Raw genomic sequence first — 18,895 nt, forward strand, 5'->3', positions numbered from 1 at the left:
TATCTGATGTGTGCTACCATTAGAACTGGTTAGCGAAGTCTAATCAAAAAAAGAAAGCAATCATGTTAGGAGGTTTCGCAATGAACAAATTGCAGGGAAAGGATTTAATCAACATCGGTATTTTCACGGCGATTTATTTTATCGTCATTTTTGCGGCGGCGTCTATCGGTTTTATCCCGATTTTCATTCCGCTTATCAGCGTGATCGTGCCGCTTGTGGGCGGTATTCCGATGATGTTGTTCTTCTCCAAAATCAAGAAATTCGGTATGCTTACCATCTGCGGGGTGCTGCTCGGTATCATCATGCTGCTGACCGGCATGGGCTATTGGTGCATTCCCACCGGGCTGATCTTCGGCCTGATTTCCGATTTTATGATGAAAGCCTGTGACTACAAAAACGCTAAGCGTGAAGTGCTGATCCACGGCGTTTTTTCCATGTGGGTAATCGGTGCCTTTATTCCCATCGTTGTGACGCGTGACGCTTACTACCAGAGCCTGCTTCCCGGTTATGGTCAGGAATATGCCGACACGCTCATGGCCTATATGCCTGACTGGATTTTGCCGGTACTTCTGGTAGCTGCTTTTGTCAGCGGTCTTGTGGGTGGCCTGATTGGACAGAAGATTTTCAAAAAGCACTTTGAGCGGGCGGGAATTGTGTAATGAGCCGCGAACTTCTTGCAAGTCAAAAAAACAACAGTGGAATTTTATTAGACCCCCGGACAAAACTGGCGGTACTGATTACCATAGCCGTTTTTATTTTAGGCGGTTCATATGAAGGTATCATGCAGTATTACATCATCGTGCTGGCGGCCATCCCTCTGCTGCTTTTGTTAGCGGCCAGGAAATGGAAAGGCGCTGTTCTCTATATCCTGATTTTTGGGGGCAGCTTGTGCCTGGAAATGTTTGGCCTGTCCCGCCTGACAGGTATAGCAAACTATATCGTAGTAGCCATCGTTGGTATCCTGCTAAGGTTTACGCCCAGTGTGGTTATGGGATATTTCGTTGTGACAACAACAACGGTTAGTGAATTTGTCGCGGCAATGGAACGGCTCCACCTGCCACAGCAAATCACTATTCCCATGTCCGTGATGTTTCGTTTCTTCCCTACGGTTGCAGAAGAATGGAGCGCCATTGGGGACGCCATGCGAATGCGTGGTGTCCGCTTTGGCGGCGGAAAAGCCGGCGCGATTTTAGCGTATCGGATTGTTCCCATGATGATCTGCTCCGTCAAAATTGGTGAGGAACTCTCTCAGGCAGCTCTCACACGGGGCTTGGGCGGCCCTGTGAAGCGGACAAATATCTGTAAGTTGGGCTTTCATGTGCAGGATATTCTTTTTCTGCTGATCTGCCTCGGTGCCTTCGCAGCACAAATTTATGTGCTGGCTGCAAGGGGGTGATGAAGTGATTGAATGTAGGGATGTGTCATTTTCCTATCCAGCGAGCGGTTTGCCTGACAGTGAAAAGCAGGCGGTCGGCGCTTTGAAACATATTTCCTGCACCATTGAGGACGGTTCTTTTGTCCTGCTTTGCGGAACTTCCGGCTGCGGGAAAACAACGATGACCCGTCTGTTCAACGGCCTTATTCCTCATTACCATGAGGGGACTTATACCGGCTCCGTCTATCTGGATGGAAAGGATACCCGCGACCTGTCACTGTTTGATATTTCTCTAAAAGTCGGTTCTGTATTTCAAAATCCGCGTTCTCAGTTTTTTAATGTGGACACGACCAGCGAACTGGCTTTCGGCCCGGAGAACCACGGCATGGCTGAAGATATTGTGCGCGAACGGGTAAAGCGTGTAGCTGCACAGTTAAAGCTGGAGCCGCTGCTTGATAGAAGTATTTTTTCTTTATCCGGGGGTGAAAAACAAAAAATCGCCTGCGGATCGGCAGCAGCGATTGCCCCGGATGTTTATGTGCTGGATGAACCATCATCCAACCTTGACACATACGCTATCGCTGATTTTCGGAAGCTTCTCTTTGCTTTGAAATCGCAAGGAATGACCATCATCATCTCTGAACACCGGCTGTACTATCTGTCTGGCCTCTTTGACCGCGTTCTGTATCTGAAAGACGGAGAAATTGAAGGAGATTATACAGCGGAGGAGTTTTGCCGCCTGTCAGCAAAACAGCGAGAGGAAATGGGGCTTCGGCCTCTTGAACTTGCAGGGCTTTCAGGAGTTGAAGGGCCGCCGCAGCGAATAAATGAGGCGGTTTGGACGATAAAGAATGTGTCCTTTGCCTATAAGCATGAGCCGGAAACTTTGCATATAACGGAAACTACTTTCCCATCCGGCAGCGCCACGGCTATTATCGGACATAACGGTGCGGGAAAATCCACCTTTGCCCGGTGCCTCTGCGGATTGGAAAAGCACTTCAAGGGGACGGTGCAGGACCGGAGCAAGATTTATTCCAGGAAAGAACGATTGAAACTCTGCTATATGGTTATGCAGGATGTAAACCATCAGCTTTTTACCGAAAGTGTTCTGGATGAAATTCTGCTCAGTATGGGAACCGAAGATAAGCAAAGAGCAAGAGAAATCTTAAAGGAGATGGACTTGCTGTCTTATGAGGACTGCCACCCGATGGGGCTGTCAGGCGGCCAGAAGCAGCGTGTGGCAGTTGCCTCTGCGATTGCTTCGGAGCGCCCTCTGATTTTATTCGATGAGCCAACAAGCGGCCTTGACCTTTTTCACATGAGGCAGGTTGCCAATGTTGTCAATCAAGTGGCAGATACCGGGAGAACTGCGCTTGTAGTGACTCATGACCCGGAATTTATTTTACGGTGCTGTAATTATGTCCTTCACTTAGAAAACGGGCAAATTCAGGAAAGTTATTCCATAGAAAACAACGATGGCCGAAATCGGCTGCTCAAGTTTTTCCTACAGGATATGGGAACAGGGTAACGAATAAGTTTAACCTTGCTTTAAATGTATGGAACGGCGGTATTCCAACGGCGTTTGTCCATATTGCTTTTTGAATACAGCAGCAAACTTACTTTGGTTCATATAGCCCACCTGTTCTGCTACTTCAGATACAGACAATTTGGTTGAAGCAAATAATTCAGCAGCTTTTTTTAGCCGTATTTCACGCAGATATACAGAAATGTTTTGACCATAAACGCCACGAAAATAATTTTTCAGGCTGGTTTCACTGACAGAAAAGCGGGCGGCCAATTCCCATGCTGGATGGTGCTGGCGCAGGTCGGAAGTGATGATTTTTTCCACCTGCTTCGCAATATCTACCTGTGTTTCTGTAAAAAATGTACATGCCTGTGAAGGAGGAAGGTTATCAAGATTTTGTAAATATGAAAACAGCGCCAGAGAATAAATCTTCATCTGGGTGACAGCAACAGGGTCTGGTAAATCAAAAAGTTCCCAAAGTTTTTTTAAAATGGTTTCTGCTTCTGTAGGGGCCGGGGATATGTAGGTGCTTTCTTCCGGACAGTAATGCTTTACAATTTGATGAAAGTCAATGCCAAATTCCCGCAGCAGCCATGTGTTTTCATTTGCGATCGTTGTAAGATCAATAAAAAATTCCAGCCCTTCATAAATGTGCCGGGGATACTGATATTGACTCTGAGCAAAATGTTCCGTGAAAGACAGATCATTGTCTTTAAGATAAACATAGTTTCCGTTATTAAGGACAATTTCACAGCGTCCTGTAACACAATAATTGAATAAAAGAGGTCCTGTTGCATTGGAGCCATTTTCATGGAAATCCGGTGCAGGCCATATGGGAGAATTAACAAAAATATATGCCAGGTTAAAACCCGGAAAAAGAGAGTAGAAAGTCATGGACCCTTTTCCGGATGTACTCTTGAAAAGAAGTTCTGTACTGGTTTCACTGCTTTTTATTGATATACCGGGGATTTCAATACACTTTTTCAGAATATCATCAATTTTCATATGGAACTCCTTTAGTATGAATGAGAATTGGTTGTCAAAGGCTACTTTTATATTATAGTCTGGCTGGATGATCCGGTCAACGGGAAAACTCGTTGCTGTTTGGAGCCAAAAAGCTGATAGGTCGTAGAGAAACGTAAGAATATCTGATATTCTGTTTTGTGTTAGTGTTATCTAACCAGTAAATGAATGGAGGTATTCGTTATGAGCAACAAGTTACAAGCAAAGGACCTGATTAACTTGGGTCTGTTCACTGTTCTCTACTTCGTGATTGGCTGCTGTGTCGCCATTCCCATTGGGTTTGTCCCCATCTTTCTACCGATCCTCGGTGCCCTGTGGTCTTTGATTACAGGTATTCCTTTCATGCTGTTCTTGACAAGAGTGAAGAAATTCGGCATGGTTACGATAATGGGGATTTTAAGTGGTTTGCTGATGGGGTTGACCGGAATGGGGTTCTGGGGCGTACCCATGGGCGTAATCTTTGGCTTACTGGGGGATTTGATTTTGAAATCTGGTGGTTATAAAAGTGCCAAAAAGAGCCTGGTTGGTTATGCGGTATTCAGTCTTTGGATGGTTGGTACATACATTCCCATGTATTTCATGGTAGAGGACTCCTGGGCCAGTTTTGCGGCCAGCTTCGGTGAGGAATACGCTGATCGGGTAATGGCTGTCATGCCTATGTGGAGCATTGTTCTGGTAATCGTCGGAATTTTTGTCTTTGCAATTTTGGGCGGTCTGTTGGGTAAGGCGCTTCTGAAAAAGCATTTTGCTAAAGCGGGAATTGTGTAATGAACGGGGTATCATTCTCTGCAACAACCGAAAATAGAAAAGGGATATTGCTTGACCCTCGCACAAAGCTCGTCCTATTGTTGACGATTACGACACTGATGTTCAGTACCAGCAACGAAGGAATTATGAATATTGTCAAGCCCTGTTTAAGCCTTGTGCCTTTTGTGTTGATTTTATCGGAGCGTCGTTTCAAAACGGCAGGAAAGTATTTGCTATTATATGTGGCTTGTTTTGTGTTAGAACGGATAGCCCTTACAACATTGAGCGGCCTGCTTTCTTTTATTGTGCTTGCGATTACATCTATCATGACACGGTTTGCACCTGGCATCATGACGGGAGCCTATTTGATTTCATCGACTTCGGTTAGTGAATTTATCGGCGCAATGGAGCGTATGCACATTACAGAAAAAATCGTCATTCCTATGTCTGTGATTTTCCGCTTTTTCCCTACAATCAGCGAAGAATATCAGGCAATCCGGGACGCAATGAAAATGCGGAACATCCGTTTTGGCGGAAAAAATCCTTTTCTGATGGTAGAATACAGGCTTGTTCCATTGATGGTATCCGTTGTGAAGATTGGCGATGAACTATCTGCTGCTGCGTTGACCCGGGGGCTGGGTGCCCCCGTTAGACGCACAAATGTATGTCAGATCGGTTTTCATTTTCAAGATGTGGTTGCAATCTTGTTCTGTATCATCTGTTTTGTTTTATTTTTATTGCAGCAGCAAATTGCTTTTTGAGGAGGTGAGCCTGTGATACGGATCGACCATGTGACCTTCTCTTATGGAGAAGAAAATGAGAGTGCCGGTGGGGTTCAGGATATAAACCTGAACATAGAAGATGGCCAATTTATCGTGCTTTGTGGCGAAAGCGGCTGCGGGAAAACGACAATTACCCGACTAATTAACGGACTAATTCCGCACTACTATGAAGGAAAAATGAACGGAGAAGTGTGGGTGAACGGGGCAAAGGTTTCGGAGCAGCCCCTTTATGATACTGCGAAAACGGTTGGCAGCGTATTTCAAAATCCACGCTCTCAATTTTTTAATGTAGATACGACCAGTGAAATTACATTTGGATGTGAAAATCTCGGCCAGCCGGAGCAAAGTATTCGGGAACGATTAGAAAAAACCGTCCGGGATTTTCGTTTAGAGAAACTGATGGGGCGCAATATTTTCCATCTTTCCGGCGGAGAAAAACAGAAAATCGCCTGTGCCGGTGTATCAATTATGGAACCGGATGTACTTGTCATGGATGAACCATCATCCAATCTTGACGCTTCTTCTATTCTTGATTTGAGAGCCACGCTTGCCTTCTGGAAGTCGCAAGGGAAAACGGTTATCGTATCGGAACACCGACTCTACTATCTGCGCGGCCTTGCAGATCGTTTTATTTATATTACCGCTGGGAAAGTAGAAAAGGATTACTCCGCAGCAGAGTTTGAGCGCCTGTCGGAGCAGCAGAGAGTCAATTTAGGGCTACGCACCTTTATTCTTGAAGATTTGCTGCCGCCTAAAGCATTGCCGCCGGCCAGAGAACAAATGGAACTTCATAACTTTTGCTTTGCATACAAAAATGAACCAGAAACACTTCACATTCGTGAATGTGAAATCCCTGCAAATCGTATCGTAGGTATTATCGGGAATAATGGAGCCGGGAAATCCACTTTCTCCCGATGTTTCTGCGGTTTGGAAAAGCGTTGTGGTGAAGTTATCTGGAACGGCAGAACTTATCGACCTAAAGATAGGTTAAATACTTGTTATATGGTAATGCAGGAAGTCAATCATCAGCTTTTTACGGAAACGGTATTGGATGAAGTTTTAATCAGTATGGAGGAGGAAAATCAAGAACAAGCAGAAGAAATCCTTGCCAAGTTAGATTTGATAGGCTTCAAGGACAGACACCCCATGTCCCTTTCCGGCGGCCAAAAACAGCGGGTAGCGATTGCCTCGGCAATCGCTTCTAAACGCTCTATCTTATTTTTTGATGAACCGACCAGCGGCCTTGATTATAAGCACATGAAGGAGGTTGCAAATGTCCTGCGACAAGTCAGGGACACAGGTATTACCGTGTATGTCATTACTCATGATCTTGAGTTAATATTAGACTGTTGTACGGATATTGTCCATTTTGAGAACGGTTCCATCATTGACCAATTCCAAATGGATGAGGCGGGTCTTGAAAAAATCAGAAACTATTTCATAAAGGGGGTATCTGTAAAATGAAAGAAGAAAAGAAAGAGTCACCCATAGGTGTCTTATGGGGATGGGGCAAACCCTATCACAGGAAATTCATCGGCAGCATTGCTCTTGCGGTATTAGGCGTAGCCTGCCAGATGGTGCCTTATTTCTGTGTAGCTCATATTGTTACGCTGATGTTGTCCGGGGATCAGAATTTTTCGCACTATACAGCAGCTTGTGTTATTGCGCTTTGCGGTTATTTGGGAAAAGTCATATTCTCAAATCTTTCCACAACAATTTCTCACACAGCGACCTATTACACGCTGCGCGATCTACGGGAGAATATCACCACCAAACTGGCCCGCGTCCCGATGGGGACGATTTTAGATACGACCTCCGGCCAGTACAAAACGACGATTGTTGACCGGGTAGAAGGGATGGAGCCAACCTTCGCGCACCTGATTCCGGAAATGACTGCAAATGTGCTGGTGCCTTTGGTGATTATCGTATATCTGTTCGTCATGGACTGGCGCATGGCTCTCCTGTCCCTTGTCACGCTGGTGGTGGGCCTTGCTGTTATGTCCGCTGGCATGAAGAACTATCCCGTCAAATGGGAGGGCGCGGTCAAAGCGGGAAAGCAGATGGCAAACGCCATTGTAGAGTACATTGGTGGGATTGAGGTAGTCAAAGCGTTTAGTCAATCCGCCGGTTCCTACAAAAAATATTCTGACGCAGTAAACTATAACGCTAACTACTATGTGGACTGGATGAGAGAAAACCAGAAAACCATGAGCGCCTACAACGCCATTCTGCCCTCGGTGCTGATTTGTGTGCTACCCTGCGGCTTCGCGTTCTGGCTCTCCGGCAGCCTGGAACTTTCCGCCTTCCTGTCTATCGTAATTTTTTCGCTGGGACTGATTGGACCGATTATCGCGGCCTTTACCTTTACGGACGATTTGGCCGTATTGGGGACAAATGTGGAAGAAATCAGCCAGCTTTTGAACGCTGAAGAATTGAACCATAAGGATACGCCGGTCAAGCTGGCAGACACCGGCATTTCTCTTAGGTCTGTGTCTTTTTCCTATGACGGGACAACAGAGGTTTTGCATGATGTGAACCTTGTCATTCGCCCCGGAACCATGACCGCCCTTGTGGGGCCGTCCGGCTCCGGTAAATCCACGGTGGCAAAACTGATTGCCGGGTATTGGGATGTTACATCCGGCAGCATTACCCTCGGAGGTTATGAATTGAAAGATATTCCGCTGTCCGAAATTTCAGACCAGATTTCCTATGTGTCCCAGGACAACTATCTTTTTAACCGCAGTATCAGGGAAAACATCCGTATGGGAAAGCCCAGCGCCACAGACGCGGAGGTAGAACAGGCCGCCAAACAAAGCGGTTGCGATACCTTTATCCGCAAGCTGGACAATGGCTATGATACGATTGTCGGCAGCGCCGGTTCCCACCTTTCCGGCGGGGAGCGCCAGCGTATTGCCATCGCCCGCGCCATGCTGAAAAATGCGCCGGTTGTCATTTTAGACGAGGCAACAGCCTACATTGACCCCGAGAACGAGGCGCTGGTACAGAAAGCCATTTCCGCTTTAACTGTCGGCAAGACCCTGATTGTGATTGCACACCGACTGTCTACCATTGTTGGCGCGGACAACATCGTTGTTGTGAAGGATGGAACCGTCCACGCACAGGGGACGCATGAGAAACTGTTGGAAATCTGCCCCCTCTACCGGGATATGTGGCAGGCGCATATCGGCGCGAAAGACCAGATGTAAGGGGGCGTTGTCAGATGTATGGAACATTGAAAAAAATCTTTGCTTTTGCAGGCAGCAAAAAGGGGCTTTTGAAAAAATCCCTGTTGTTTGCGTTCCTGTCCGGGCTGTTTTCAGCCATGCAGTTTGCCGCCCTCTTTGTAGTGATCGGTGCGCTGGTATCTGACAACCGGGACGGAAAGTTTATCTGGATTTCGTTGGGAATTATGGCGGTATCCCTCATCGGGCGTATCATCACGACCTACTTTTCCACGATGGAGCAAACGGAAACCGGCTATTGCATGGTAGCGGAAAAGCGTATCCACATCGGAGATCGGCTGCGCTATATCCCGATGGGCTACTTCAACAAGAATAGTATCGGGAACATTACCGCCATTGTCACAACGACTTTGGGCGATGTAGAGAACTCGGCGGCTCGTGTCCTGGTGTCTGTACTGGGCGGATTTTTCAACTCGGTGGCTCTTGTCATTGTCCTGCTGATATTCGACTGGCGGATCGGGCTTGTGGCTGCTGTCGGTGTCCTTCTTTATCTTGCAGCGGCGGAACTGGCCCTCCGCAAGTCTGCGGCCCTAAGCTCGGTGCGCCAGCACACGCAGGAGTCCCTTGTGGAGTCCGTGTTGGAGTACATTCAGGGCATGGGGATTGTCAAAGCATTTGGCCTTGAACGGGACAGCACACAATCCATTGGAAACGCTATTCAGGCAAGCTGCCGGGATAACCTGAAACTGACAAAAGCCAGCGTTCCCTATGACGCTATCAAGCAAGTGGTTGTCCGGGTGTTCAGCGTCCTGCTGTTGCTGGCCTCAGTCTGGTTCTGGCTGGATGGCTCTTTGCCGCTGGCCTACGGCCTGATTTTGGTAATCGCTTCTTTTATGGTGTTCAACGATTTGGAGAACGCCGGGAATATGGCCTCTCTGCTGCAAATGCTGGCGGCCTCGATGGATACGGCAAACTCCATTGATGACACGCCGATGATGGACGAGAAAGGCACTGACATTACGCCGAAGTCCAGCGAAATCGTGTTTGACAAGGTGGATTTTTCCTACGCAGACCGCAAGATATTGGATCAGGTCAGCTTTACCATTCCCGAAAAAACGACTACGGCCATTGTAGGCCCTTCCGGGGCAGGTAAGACAACGATGTGCAACCTGATTGCCCGCTTTTGGGATGTGAACGCCGGGAAGATTACCATAGGCGGTACGGATGTACGGGATTTCAAACTGGACAGCCTGATGAAGAATATCTCGATGGTGTTTCAGAGCGTGTACCTCTTTGCAGATACGATTGAGAACAATATCAAGTTTGGCTGCCCGGACGCTACCCATGAGCAGGTGGTTGAGGCGGCGAAAAAGGCTTGCTGCCATGACTTTATTTCCGCTCTGCCGGAAGGTTATGATACTGTGATTGGCGAGGGCGGCGGCACCTTGTCCGGCGGTGAGAAACAGCGTATTTCCATCGCCCGCGCTATGCTGAAAAATGCGCCCATCATCATTTTGGACGAGGCAACAAGCAGCGTTGACTCGGAGAATGAGGATGAATTGCAGCGGGCTATCGAGGCATTGACCCATGACAAAACGATTATTATGATTGCCCATCGGCTGAAAACCGTTCGGAACGCCGACCAGATCCTTGTGTTAAACAATGCTCACATTGTCCAGTGCGGCACTCATGCAGAGCTGATCCAGCAGAAAGGCTTATATGCTGACTTTGTATCGGCCAGACAGGAGGCCATCGGCTGGAAATTGGTTCAGTAAAGGGGGCTTTATGAAACTCTATGCGTCCGGGGAGGATTATTTGGAAGCCATTCTTGTACTCCATAAGAAAATGGGTATGGTGCGTTCCGTGGACGTGGCCCGGCATCTTGGAGTATCCAAGCCCAGTGTCTGCCATGCAGTAGCAGTCCTGCAGGAGGGCGGATTCCTCATTATGGACGAAGATCACTTTCTCCATCTGACAGAACAGGGGCGTAAGATCGCAGAAAAAATTTATGAGCGGCATCGGTTTTTTACTGCATGGCTTATGGAGGCCGGTGTCGATCTGAAAATCGCGGAAAAAGATGCCTGCCGTATTGAACATGTGGTCAGCGATGAAACTTTTTGCCGGTTGAAAGAAAAATACCAAAGTGAGAATGAAAATGGTGAGCCATAAGAAAAGCAGAGGAGGAGAACGTCGATGCAGCTGAACAGATCTACAGATTATGCCATACAGATGCTGGTATATCTGGCCAAAAACGGACAGACGCTATCCTCTACAAAACTTGCGGCATCTCTTGGCATATCGCATAGGTATTTGCTCCAAATTAGTAGCAAGTTGCGAGCAGTCGGATTTATTGTGGCCGTCCATGGACCGTCAGGTGGATTAAAAATATTTAAAAATCCAGAGGAGATCAGCCTGTATGATGTTATTTTGAGTATGGAGGGAGTCGTGCAAACCGGAAAGATCTGCGGGTTGCCTTCAGATGAATTGGAACAGGAGATGGTTACTTTGGAAATGGCATATCAGAGATTAAATATTTTGCTGGAGAGAGAATTAAAGAAAATAATGCTTTCGGATATTATATGAGAACGTTTTACACTATTTGAAAATACCAGACAATGTCTGGATAGTTATCATGGCTCTATAACTGTGAGCTTCTAAGTGCTTTTTCAAAAGTTAATGTTAAACCGGGACACAGCAGCTACTAGATAACCATGTGTCCCGGTTTTCTTATGATTTTTTGCTTCCCTATTTTGAAAATAGGAAATTGTACAAATTAAGGCAAATTTTTGTTCTTCTGAGCCATCTTACGATATTCCATAGGTAATAACCCTGTACTTTTTCTAAACAATTCAGCGAATCGGCTTGATGTGGAATATCCTATTGTTTGAGCAATCTGTCCTACAGATAGATCCGTATATGCAAGCAAATACTCCGCCTGACTCATTCGCCTTTGTTGGATGTATTCTGTAATCGTACAGTCATAATATTTCTTAAAGCAGCTTTTCAGCTTTGTTGTTCCCATACAGGCAATCTGAGTCAGACGTTCAAGTGAAATATCAGAAGCATAATGATCACCTAAATAGGATGCAACTGTCTGAATACTTTCTATGTCCTGTCGCGATAGCTTTTGAGTAATCTTTTCAGGATGTTTTTTCTGGTATTCTACAACCATTGAAACAGCTTCTGCTACTTTGCCTTCATAAAAGAGTTTTGCTGCAACGCCTTCTCCGCGATAGTTTTTGATCTCTGTAAGAAGACGAGACATTTCCGGAAAATATGAAGTTTGGTCAATTTTCTGAAATGCCTCCACAGGATTGATCTGCGCTTCTGGATATAATCTCTGCAGGTAGTCTTCATAATAAGCCGGCGTGATTTCTATCCCAATGGAACGGATTGGAATATTCTTGTGGATCAATGCTTTATAGGGTGTGTAGCCTCCAATAAAGGTTTTGATACAACCAGCAGATAATCTGCGGTATGGAGATAGTTCTTCACCGGAAATCGAGTCATAGCGTGTAATGCTCAAACATTCCGGCAAAGAAAATTCCAGCATAAAATCCTTGTGAAACGAAAAATTGTGTATCTTGATGTCATAAAGGTCTTTCTGCCCATAAGTCCAGTAAGTGCCTTCTCCAACTTCGGGAGAAAGTTTCCAACATATCCCCAAAGCGCCATACTGCTGATTGTCTGGGTCAGGAATAAAGCCATGACCAGTCAACAAAGGTGTATAAAATTTGTCGATAATTTCGGACATAAAAACAGCCCGCCTCCTTTTTGCAACGATTGGACGAACTTTTGAAAGGAACGGACGAACATTGCCGGAACCTATTGCATGTTGTTCGATACAAGCGTACTGTATTAGATAGCGGTTAGCAGCATCTAACCCAAGAATATCACAAACCCTTTGTCAAGTCAAGACAACGAAAGGTAGGAGGAAAAAATGAGTAATCAAACAAATTCTTTGAGCAAAGGTCTTACCGTGAAAGATCTGGTAACAACAGGTATTTTTACCGCATTGGTATTTGTTTTTGTACTGATAGGCGGTATCTTTTTTGCACCTAACCCGGTTCTTACATTCTTTATGCCGGCCGGGAGCGGACTGCTTGCGGGGCCTGTTTTCCTGCTGATGATCGCAAAGGTTCAAAAGAGGTGGAGCCTTTCTATCATGGGCGTTGTCATTTGTATCATCTGGTTCGTTACGGGTATGCACTGGGCCTTTGCGCTGGGCTATCTGATTATGGCGGTGGTCGCCGATTTTGTTGCTGGGGCGGGACAATATAAGAGCAAAAAGCTCAACAGTCTTGCATATATCCTGTTCTCCTTGGGCGGCACTGGATCGTACATCGTTTTCTTTGCTGACCCCAATGGCTGGGCGCAGACCATGCTGGGTAACGGAACCGAACAGAGCTACATTGACACCATGCAGGCAACCGCCAACACCGGTATCCTGATTGCCATGTTTGCCGCCGCTATCATTACATCGGCAATCAGTGCCTTTGTAGGCTGCAAAATGCTGAAAAAGCAGTTTGAAAAGGCGGGTATCACGGCATGAGCGGTGAGCGCCAGAAGAAAGGGCTTTGGCTTGACCCACGAGCCAAGCTCTTTCTTATCCTGATCTGTGTTTTGGCGTCCATGTTCGCTCCTTCACTTGCATACCAATTCGCACTTGTTGTGCTGATTGCAATATTGGGAATATTCTTCGGAAAATGGAAATATGTCATCAAGGCAGTGTGCTTCTATGCGGTCATCTGCGTTTTGACGGTCTGGATCATGGCTGAAATGACAGGAACGCTGCGGACGATGTTCATCGCCTTTTTAGGTCTGTTTCATAAAGTCTATGCCTGTGGGATGTTGGCCGGAATTGTACTGTCAACAACAAAGGTGAATGAGTTTCTGTCCGCGATGAACCGTGTCCATGCGCCGAAGAAATTAGTGATCCCGTTGGCGGTCATGCTGCGTTATATTCCGACCATCCAGGAGGATTGGCGATATATCAAGGACGCTATGCGGATGAGAGATGTTTCCCCTTCTTTGGGGGGCTTTCTGTCCCATCCGGGAATGACGGTAGAGTGTATCTATGTGCCGTTGATGATGACGGCCTCGAAAGCGGCAGATGAACTTTCCATCGCTTCTGTTACCCGCGGAATAGAAAATCCTAATCCACGCACCTGCCTTGTTCAGATAAAGTGCGGAATTGCTGATTGGATGATTATGGCGGTTGCCGTTGCTTTTCTGATTTTTGAATTGTGTGTGCGGGGAGGTGTCATCGGTTGATTGAGCTTGAAAATGTATCCTTTTCTTATGATGGGCAAGAGCATGATGGCCTGCATGACATCAATCTGAAAATTGCAGATGGAGAATGTGTCCTGTTCTGTGGGCGCAGCGGGTGTGGCAAAACAACGATTACACGCCTGGTCAATGGATTGATCCCGCAGTTTTATCAGGGGGAATTTCATGGCCGTGTGCTGGTAGACGGTCAGGAGATCAGTAATCTTCCCATGTACCAGATTGCCGCAAAGGTTGGTTCGGTCTTTCAAAATCCACGGACACAATTTTTCAATGTGGACACAGACAGCGAGATCGCCTTCGGTATTGAGAATGAGGCCCGCCCTCCCCGGGAATTGGCCGAGAGAGTAGAACAGACAACAGAAGATCTGCATATCCGGAAGCTGCGGAGCAGGAACATTTTTGAACTGTCCGGCGGTGAAAAGCAGAAAATCGCTTTTGCTTCTGTCTATGCTATGAACCCGAAAATTTATCTGCTGGATGAGCCGTCTTCTAATTTGGATATGACATCTATTCAGGAGTTGAAGGAACACCTGCGGCTGATAAAAAGCCAGGGCAAAACGATTTTAATTGCAGAACACCGGCTGTACTACCTGATGGAACTTGCCGACCGTATTGTTTATCTGGAAAAAGGAAAAATCAAAAGGGTTTATACTCCGGAAGAATTTCGTCGCTTGCCGGAAAATGAACGCGAATATATGGGGCTGCGGGCGGTAGATTTGACAGAGGTACTTCCCCCACAGAAGTGCCTGCCTGTTTCAGCACCCATACTTGAACTTCAAGATGTAACACTCCGCTACAAAAAGAGGACGATTTTACATCATATCGCCCTCTCCGCCGCGAAGGGAGAAGTGATCGGCGTAGTTGGTCATAACGGAGCAGGCAAAACGACCTTTTCCCGCGCCTTGTGCGGGCTGCATAAGGACTGTGATGGACAATTCCTGTGGGATGGCAGACCGATGGACCGAAAGGCAAGGCTGAAGAAGTCTTACATGGTCATGCAGGATGTGAACTACGAATTGTTTGCTGACAGTGTTGAGGCAGAATGCTCCTTTGGTATTCGCAATCCCGATCAGAAATTAGTGGTGGAAACACTGGAAGAATTGGGGCTTGCTTCTTACCGGGAACGACACCCGAACACCCTGTCAGGCGGTCAAAAGCAACGGGTAGCGGTGGCGGTCAGTATGATCTGCGGGAAAAATCTTCTGGTATTTGATGAACCGACCAGCGGCCTGGATTTTGACAGTATGGCACAGGTGGCAGGGCTGATCCGGCGATTGTCTGATATGGGAAAGGTTATTTTCATCGTTACCCATGATTTTGAGTTTGTCTGCCGAACCTGCTCCCGCGTCCTGCATTTTGACGAGGGCGAAATGCCCGATGATGTACCTGTTGTGATGGATGCCCTCCCGAAATTGAGAGAGCTGTTCTCTGTCAAGGTGAATGTCTCCGAAGGAGACAGAGAAGGTGGCCTGGGCCATTCAGATGGAAGGAGAGGTAATCTATGAAACAGAAAAGAGAAAACAGAGTAGCTTTGCTGCTCCATTGGGCCGGAGGCCAGAAAATCTGGCTGTTCCTGGCAATCCTGCTGTCCATGTGCAGTGGGCTTTGCATTATTGTTCCGTATATTGGGATTTACAGGTTGATGGATGCCACATTTGACAATGCCTGCACAAAAGAACTTGTGGTACAGACTGTGGCAATGATTGCCGCCGCTGTCACCCTGCGTTTTGCACTATTCGGCTGTTCCGGCGTGGCAGCCCATAAAGGCGCATACGGCGCACTGTTCAAAGTGCGCTGCATGGTTGCAGAACACATGGCCAGAGCGCCTTTGGGGGCCTTGAATGAACGGCGCACCGGGGATATAAAAACGGTTCTGAATGAGGATGTTGAAAAGCTGGAGCTGTTCCTGGCCCATAACCTTCCTGACCTTGTGTGCTATCTGGTGGGGCCGGTAGTCATCTTTATTTATCTGATGACCGTCAATATTCCTCTGGCATTGATTTCCCTGGTTCCGCTGATCCTTGCTGTTGTTGTAATGGGGATGATGTTCCGCAATACGGATGACCTGATGGAACGGGCCAATCGCTCCATTACCACACTGAACTCGGTTATGATTGAGTACATCAGCGGCATGAAATTGATTAAAGCCTATAACATGGGGAGCAAATCGTTTCAAAAGTTTTCAGACGCTATCCAGGAAGAAAACGCCATGTGGAATGAAACTTCCCGGCGCATGGGGCCACCTTATGCGGCCTTTGTTGTTATCATCGAATGTGGGATGTTGCTGATGGTTCCAATCGGCGGAATGTTTTTCCTGAAAGGCTCGCTGGCAGCCAGCGCATTTTTGCTGTTCGTCTATGTAGGTTCCATGTATCTGACGGAAATCCGCCCCCTGCAGGAATTGGGGACTAATTTTGCTAATGTGCTGAACGCTGTTACTAAGACCAAAGAGATACTGGATATTCCAATTTATGAGGGTGGAACGGACTTTCCCCAAAATCACGATATTGAACTTTGGAATGTTCGCTTTTCCTATGATGGCAAGACCGATGTACTGCAAGGCGTCAATCTCAAAATTAAAGATGGTGAACGCATGGCCCTTGTGGGACAGTCTGGTGCCGGTAAAAGTACCGTGATTGAACTAATCTCCCGATTCTATGATGTGCAGGAAGGTGAAGTGTTGATTGGCGGGAAAAATGTAAAGGAACTCAATTATGATACTATTCTGAAAAATGTCGCTATTGTGTTCCAAAAGACATTTCTGACCCGTGACAGCGTTTTAGAAAATATCCGCATGGGCAGTAACGCCACTCTGGAAGAAGTGCGGGCCGCCGCAAAAGAGGCGCAGATTGATGATTTCATCATGTCTTTGCCGGATGGATATGACACGAAGGTGGGCAGCTTCGGCTCTCGCTTCTCCGGCGGTGAAAAACAGCGGATTGCCATCGCCCGCGCTATCCTGAAGAACGCCCCCATTTTGATTTTAGACGAAGCCACAAGCGCCTCTGACCCGGAAAATCAGATGGAGATTGACAAAGCCATTCAAAATCTCTGCAAGGGAAAGACGGTCATTGTGGTAGCCCATCGTTTGAGCGCGTTGAAGATGTGCGAGCGTGTAGCAGTGGTTGAAAATCACACAATTACTTGTGTCGGAACCCATGAGGAAGTCCGAAAGAACAATGCTTACTATCGGAAGGCGTGGGAGGACTACGAAACAGCCCGGAATATTACTTATCAGTTGGAGGGAGGCGAGCAGCATGAGTGAGCATGATGTATTGAAAAAGAACCGTAATTTTTATATTGGCGTTGGCGGGACTGTTCTGGAAGGGCTTCTCTCCGGCAGCTTGTTCATGCTTCTTTACTCAGTCATGCAATTTCTGTGGTCAGGGCAGTTTGACATGAACCGGGCATTGATATTGACTGGTGTAATTGCGGTCATTTTCCTGCTTCGTATTCTGATTTACAGCTATGGTTATACCAAAGCGCAGATTGGCGGCGCAGAGGTCAGTAAAAACATCCGGCTTTTTATGGGCGACCATTTGAAGCGTATCCCGCTATCCCGGTTTACCCAGGGACAGACCGGCGATTATATCAATACCATCACAAGCGATGTAAACAACTATGAAAAAATCCTGACCCATAAGATCGGTGATCTGGCAAAGAGTTTTGCACTTTCGCTCATGCTGATTATTTTTGTGATGACTATTTATGTGCCTGCCGGAATTATCCTGCTGATTGCCGATCTGCTTTTGATCCCTGGACTGTGGCTTTCTTTCCGTATGGTTCGGAAGTATGGTAAAGAAAAGAATGATATTTGTGCGGAGAATGTCAGCAGCATTGTGGAGTATGTGTCTGGTATTCAAACTTTCCGGGCCTATGGCGTAGGTGGATTGAAGAATAAAACCGTTATAGGCGCCATGCGGGAGTTCTGCCGGATCAGCTTTGTGTATGAAGCAAAGGTACTGCCTATCGGCGCTGGATTTGGCATTCTAAGCTGGCTGTCCTGCCCGCTGGTTATTTGGACAGCGTATGCGCCTTGGGCCGCAGGGACACTGAACACGGTAGACTATCTTTTGATCTGTATGTTGCCCCTGTTTTGTGCAAAACTGGCGAACTCGATTTTTGTAGACCTCACCAGCTATAAGAACCTGATGATCTCCAAAAACAAAATCTTGGGTGTAATGAACGAACCAGAGGAAACTGGCAGTATGGAGCCGTTTCAAACGTCCACCCATGAAATCACCTTCGACAGTGTGGACTTCTCGTATGTACCCGGAGAGCCGGTGCTGAAATACGCCACCTTTACAGTGCCAGACCAGAAACTCACAGCCATTGTCGGGGACTCCGGTTCCGGCAAATCTACCATTCTGAACCTGATTGCAAAATACTACGAGGCGAATGGAGGAACCATTTCAATCGGCGGCAAACCGATTAACCATGTGGCCGCAGAGCGTGTACTGGAACAAATCTCTATGGTAGACCAGGATGTATTTCTCTTTGACGATACCATCCGGGATAATATCCGGCACGCCCGCCCCAATGCCACGGACGAGGAAATCGAGGCCGCTTGCCGGGAGGCCAACTGTGACGGCTTCATCCGCAAGATGGAAAAGGGATATGATACGTCGACCGGCGAGAACGGAAACCTTCTCTCTGGCGGTGAGCGTCAACGGATTTCCATCGCCCGCGCTATCCTGAAAAACAGCCCGATCCTGCTTTTGGATGAAGCAACAGCGTCCCTTGACATTGAGAATGAACTGGCAGTAAAGCAGGCCATCGCCAATCTGCTGAAAGAGAAAAAGACTGTGGTAATGATTGCTCATACCCTTTCCATCGTCAAAAATGCAGATCAAATCCTTGTGGTATCTGACGGAAAGATTGCTGAAGCTGGTACTCACGATGAATTGCTGGCTAAAGGCGGAAAGTATGCGGCTATGTGGAACGCCGAACAAAAAATTTCTGCCTGATTGGA

The 18,895-nt window shown here is 47.0% G+C and carries 17 protein-coding genes; 15 read left to right on the plus strand and 2 right to left on the minus strand.

Features of this window, described 5'->3' with window-relative positions; translation table 11 throughout:
* Positions 1-80 precede the first annotated feature (80 nt).
* From HNP82_RS03925 to HNP82_RS03935, 3 genes are read left to right on the plus strand one after another with little or no spacing between them, the layout of a single operon-like run.
* Positions 81-659 carry an MptD family putative ECF transporter S component gene (locus HNP82_RS03925; RefSeq protein WP_183771731.1) on the plus strand — a complete coding sequence of 193 codons (579 nt, stop codon included), beginning with the start codon at positions 81-83 and terminating at the stop codon, positions 657-659.
* Positions 659-1,396, plus strand: coding sequence for an energy-coupling factor transporter transmembrane component T (locus HNP82_RS03930; protein WP_183771733.1), 738 nt, complete (start codon positions 659-661; stop codon positions 1,394-1,396). Before HNP82_RS03925 ends, HNP82_RS03930 begins: the two co-directional genes overlap by 1 nt.
* 4 nt (positions 1,397-1,400) lie before the next feature.
* On the plus strand, positions 1,401-2,903 hold the full coding sequence (locus HNP82_RS03935) for an ABC transporter ATP-binding protein (RefSeq protein WP_183771736.1): 1,503 nt from the start codon (positions 1,401-1,403) through the stop codon (positions 2,901-2,903).
* A gap of 9 nt (positions 2,904-2,912) precedes the next feature.
* Here HNP82_RS03935 and HNP82_RS03940 read toward each other — a convergent pair whose 3' ends face one another.
* A complete protein-coding gene (locus HNP82_RS03940; RefSeq protein ID WP_183771738.1) occupies positions 2,913-3,905 on the minus strand; it encodes a helix-turn-helix domain-containing protein in 993 nt (330 codons plus the stop codon).
* 201 nt (positions 3,906-4,106) lie between these two features.
* Here HNP82_RS03940 and HNP82_RS03945 point away from each other — a divergent pair, with 201 nt between their 5' ends.
* From HNP82_RS03945 to HNP82_RS03975, 7 genes are read left to right on the plus strand one after another with little or no spacing between them, the layout of a single operon-like run.
* Positions 4,107-4,691: an MptD family putative ECF transporter S component gene (locus tag HNP82_RS03945; RefSeq protein ID WP_183771740.1), complete on the plus strand. Its 585-nt coding sequence runs from the start codon at positions 4,107-4,109 to the stop codon at positions 4,689-4,691.
* Positions 4,691-5,431, plus strand: a complete 741-nt coding sequence (locus HNP82_RS03950) for an energy-coupling factor transporter transmembrane component T (protein ID WP_183771742.1) — start codon at positions 4,691-4,693, stop codon at positions 5,429-5,431. The genes HNP82_RS03945 and HNP82_RS03950 overlap by 1 nt, the downstream gene beginning before the upstream one ends.
* 12 nt (positions 5,432-5,443) lie before the next feature.
* Positions 5,444-6,916, plus strand: coding sequence for an ABC transporter ATP-binding protein (locus HNP82_RS03955; protein WP_183771744.1), 1,473 nt, complete (start codon positions 5,444-5,446; stop codon positions 6,914-6,916).
* A complete protein-coding gene (locus HNP82_RS03960) occupies positions 6,913-8,658 on the plus strand; it encodes an ABC transporter ATP-binding protein (RefSeq protein ID WP_183771746.1) in 1,746 nt (581 codons plus the stop codon). The genes HNP82_RS03955 and HNP82_RS03960 overlap by 4 nt, the downstream gene beginning before the upstream one ends.
* Before the next feature lie 14 nt (positions 8,659-8,672).
* A complete protein-coding gene (locus HNP82_RS03965; RefSeq protein WP_183771748.1) occupies positions 8,673-10,409 on the plus strand; it encodes an ABC transporter ATP-binding protein in 1,737 nt (578 codons plus the stop codon).
* A gap of 10 nt (positions 10,410-10,419) precedes the next feature.
* Positions 10,420-10,803 (plus strand): metal-dependent transcriptional regulator, encoded by a 384-nt coding sequence (locus HNP82_RS03970; protein ID WP_183771750.1) that lies wholly within the window; start codon positions 10,420-10,422, stop codon positions 10,801-10,803.
* A gap of 24 nt (positions 10,804-10,827) precedes the next feature.
* On the plus strand, positions 10,828-11,217 hold the full coding sequence (locus tag HNP82_RS03975; RefSeq protein WP_183771752.1) for an RrF2 family transcriptional regulator: 390 nt from the start codon (positions 10,828-10,830) through the stop codon (positions 11,215-11,217).
* A 190-nt stretch (positions 11,218-11,407) separates the two neighbouring features.
* On the opposite strand, the gene HNP82_RS03980 is transcribed toward HNP82_RS03975, so the two are convergent.
* A complete protein-coding gene (locus HNP82_RS03980) occupies positions 11,408-12,388 on the minus strand; it encodes an AraC family transcriptional regulator (protein WP_183771754.1) in 981 nt (326 codons plus the stop codon).
* 186 nt (positions 12,389-12,574) lie between these two features.
* Here HNP82_RS03980 and HNP82_RS03985 point away from each other — a divergent pair, with 186 nt between their 5' ends.
* From HNP82_RS03985 to HNP82_RS04005, 5 genes are read left to right on the plus strand one after another with little or no spacing between them, the layout of a single operon-like run.
* Entirely contained in the window at positions 12,575-13,186 is a 612-nt protein-coding gene (locus tag HNP82_RS03985; protein WP_183771756.1) for an MptD family putative ECF transporter S component, read from the plus strand.
* The gene (locus HNP82_RS03990; RefSeq protein WP_183771758.1) at positions 13,183-13,908 is read left to right on the plus strand and encodes an energy-coupling factor transporter transmembrane component T; all 726 of its coding nucleotides are present in this window, start codon (positions 13,183-13,185) and stop codon (positions 13,906-13,908) included. Before HNP82_RS03985 ends, HNP82_RS03990 begins: the two co-directional genes overlap by 4 nt.
* Positions 13,905-15,428, plus strand: coding sequence for an ABC transporter ATP-binding protein (locus HNP82_RS03995; RefSeq protein ID WP_183771760.1), 1,524 nt, complete (start codon positions 13,905-13,907; stop codon positions 15,426-15,428). The genes HNP82_RS03990 and HNP82_RS03995 overlap by 4 nt, the downstream gene beginning before the upstream one ends.
* Positions 15,425-17,188, plus strand: coding sequence for an ABC transporter ATP-binding protein (locus HNP82_RS04000; RefSeq protein ID WP_183771762.1), 1,764 nt, complete (start codon positions 15,425-15,427; stop codon positions 17,186-17,188). Before HNP82_RS03995 ends, HNP82_RS04000 begins: the two co-directional genes overlap by 4 nt.
* Entirely contained in the window at positions 17,181-18,890 is a 1,710-nt protein-coding gene (locus tag HNP82_RS04005) for an ABC transporter ATP-binding protein (protein WP_183771765.1), read from the plus strand. Before HNP82_RS04000 ends, HNP82_RS04005 begins: the two co-directional genes overlap by 8 nt.
* The last annotated feature ends 5 nt before the right edge of the window (positions 18,891-18,895 follow it).

It is taken from the genome of Catenibacillus scindens (assembly GCF_014202115.1).
Taxonomy (GTDB): domain Bacteria; phylum Bacillota; class Clostridia; order Lachnospirales; family Lachnospiraceae; genus Catenibacillus; species Catenibacillus scindens.

Coding starts and splice junctions, on each gene's coding strand:
- HNP82_RS03925 (WP_183771731.1), top strand. CDS start 81: ATGAACAAATTGCAGGGAAAGGATTTAATCAACATCGGTATTTTCACG.
- HNP82_RS03930 (WP_183771733.1), top strand. CDS start 659: ATGAGCCGCGAACTTCTTGCAAGTCAAAAAAACAACAGTGGAATTTTA.
- HNP82_RS03940 (WP_183771738.1), bottom strand. CDS start 3,905: ATGAAAATTGATGATATTCTGAAAAAGTGTATTGAAATCCCCGGTATA.
- HNP82_RS03945 (WP_183771740.1), top strand. CDS start 4,107: ATGAGCAACAAGTTACAAGCAAAGGACCTGATTAACTTGGGTCTGTTC.
- HNP82_RS03950 (WP_183771742.1), top strand. CDS start 4,691: ATGAACGGGGTATCATTCTCTGCAACAACCGAAAATAGAAAAGGGATA.
- HNP82_RS03960 (WP_183771746.1), top strand. CDS start 6,913: ATGAAAGAAGAAAAGAAAGAGTCACCCATAGGTGTCTTATGGGGATGG.
- HNP82_RS03965 (WP_183771748.1), top strand. CDS start 8,673: ATGTATGGAACATTGAAAAAAATCTTTGCTTTTGCAGGCAGCAAAAAG.
- HNP82_RS03970 (WP_183771750.1), top strand. CDS start 10,420: ATGAAACTCTATGCGTCCGGGGAGGATTATTTGGAAGCCATTCTTGTA.
- HNP82_RS03975 (WP_183771752.1), top strand. CDS start 10,828: ATGCAGCTGAACAGATCTACAGATTATGCCATACAGATGCTGGTATAT.
- HNP82_RS03980 (WP_183771754.1), bottom strand. CDS start 12,388: ATGTCCGAAATTATCGACAAATTTTATACACCTTTGTTGACTGGTCAT.
- HNP82_RS03985 (WP_183771756.1), top strand. CDS start 12,575: ATGAGTAATCAAACAAATTCTTTGAGCAAAGGTCTTACCGTGAAAGAT.
- HNP82_RS03990 (WP_183771758.1), top strand. CDS start 13,183: ATGAGCGGTGAGCGCCAGAAGAAAGGGCTTTGGCTTGACCCACGAGCC.
- HNP82_RS04000 (WP_183771762.1), top strand. CDS start 15,425: ATGAAACAGAAAAGAGAAAACAGAGTAGCTTTGCTGCTCCATTGGGCC.
- HNP82_RS04005 (WP_183771765.1), top strand. CDS start 17,181: ATGAGTGAGCATGATGTATTGAAAAAGAACCGTAATTTTTATATTGGC.